General features: G+C 72.3%; 1 protein-coding gene. It reads left to right on the top strand.

Annotation, left to right across the window (positions count from 1 at the left end):
• Positions 1–631: 631 nt before the first annotated feature.
• Positions 632–1,639 (top strand): LLM class F420-dependent oxidoreductase, encoded by a 1,008-nt coding sequence (locus tag GT354_RS29095; protein ID WP_161359352.1) that lies wholly within the window; start codon positions 632–634, stop codon positions 1,637–1,639.
• Positions 1,640–1,899 lie beyond the last annotated feature (260 nt).

The following is a 1,899-nucleotide window of genomic DNA, read 5'->3' as shown; positions in this document are numbered from 1 at the left end:
TCGAGAGCGGTGCTCGCGTTTCGGTGGGGTGGTGGAGTGGCGAGGCGGGTGCTTCGGGTTGAGAGCGGTGATCTGCAACAAGAGCGGCGCTCGCGTATCGGACTGGATGGCCGGACGAAGCGGCGCTTCGGGGCGAGTGATCTACATCGAGAGCGGTGCTCGCGCTTTGGGTCGGCCTTGGCGTGGGCGTGGCGTGGTGGAGGGATGTTGCGGGATGTGAGCGATGGTCCATGTCGAGAGCGGTGCTCGCGTTTCGGTGGGGTGGTGGTGTGACGAAGCGGTGTTCCGGGGCGAGAGCGGTGCTCGCGATCTCGGTTGGGTGGTGGCGGGGCGGGCGGTGCTGCGAGATGCGAGCGGTGGTTCGAAGCGAGAGCGGTGCTCGCGCTTTGGGTGGCGTGGCCTTTGGGGAAGGGCGCCGGGGCTGGGATTTGGTCCGTTGAGGGGCTGCGCCGGGCAGGGGGTGCCGGCGGGATCGGTTGGTCGGCTGGCGTTCGGCGGGGGCGGCAGGCGCCGTCGGGCCGGTGTCGTTCCGTGGCGGTGGCGGGGCCATGGCGGTGCGGTGGCGGGGCCGGGGCCGGGTGGTTTGGGCGTTGGCTGGTGCGAGATTCGGTGACGGGACAGGTGGTTGAAGATGACGGTGGTGGCGGGTTCGGGATTCGGGTTGTCGGTCTCCCTGGGGCTTTGGCAGGATCGGCCGGCTGCCGAAGCGTTGGCTACTGCTCGGCTGGCGGACGAGCTTGGCTACGACGAGCTGTGGATCGGGGAGATGGCGACTTACGACGCGTTCGCGCTTGCCACGGCCGTGGGGGCTCGGACGGCGCGTATTCCGTTGACTGTCGGGCCGCTTGCGGTGACGGTTCGCGATCCCGCGACGATCGCGATGGGGGCGGCCTCGGTGCGGGCGTTGACCGGGCGTCGGGTGTCCGTGGCGCTTGGCACGTCCTCCACCGTCGTGGTCGAGGAATGGCATGGACGCTCGCGGGCTCGCGCGGGCGTTGCGCTTGCGGAATCTGCGCGGCAGACCCGGGAGCTGCTGGATGGGGCGAAGTCCGACGGGGAGGGCGAGGTGGTTCGATCCCGTGGGTATCGGCTGCGGCTGCCGGCGCCCGGGGCGGCGGGGCTGACCGTGGCGGCGTTCGGGGCCGCGGCGGTCCGTACGGCCGCTCGGTACGCGGATCGGCTCGTTCTCAATCTGGTTTCCGCCGAGGCTGCGGGGGATCTGGTCCTCGATCTCGAACGGGCCGCCCGGGAGGCCGGGCGGCCGCGGCCTCGCGTTGCGGCCTGGGTTTGTGCGGCGGTCGGCTCCGACACCGAGCAGGGGGTCGAGCAAATGCGTCGTGGGCTGGTCGGGTATCTCGCTGCGCCCGGGTACGGGGAGATGTTCGCTCGGGCGGGCTTCGGCGAACTGGTCGCCTTCGCGCGCACGCGGCCGCATCCGCGGGAGTTGCTGGCCGCGATCCCGCCTGCGGCGGTGGAGGTTGTGGGGCTCGGCGGTACGGCCTTGCACGCGGCGGCTCGGATTGCCCGGTATCGGGCGGCCGGGGTGGAGGAGGTGGTGGTGGTGCCATCGGCCACGGACGCGGATCCGGCGGGTGAGGCGACGTTGTGGGCACTCGCGTCGATGGCTGTGCCGGGCTGAGGACTTGCTGCTGTGGCGGTGTGGGGCTGAGGACTTGCTGCTGTGGCGGTGCGGGGTTGTGGCGCTGCCCGGGCTTTCCCCGCGAGTCGGGTGTTGCTTGTTCCGCGTTCGTCAGGACGTGTGCGGCCGTTGGGTGACGCTCGAGCCCTCGGGGGCGGGTGGGCAGGCTGCGCCCGCTCGCCTCGCCCGCCCGGCCCTGCCCGGCTGCGCCTGCCTCGCCCCGCCCGGCTGCCCTGCCCCGCCGGGCTGCGCCCGCCCAG

This window comes from Streptomyces sp. SID3343, assembly GCF_009865215.1.
In the GTDB taxonomy this organism is placed as follows: Bacteria; Actinomycetota; Actinomycetes; order Streptomycetales; family Streptomycetaceae; genus Embleya.
This window is presented reverse-complemented; position numbering and strand designations above follow the sequence as displayed.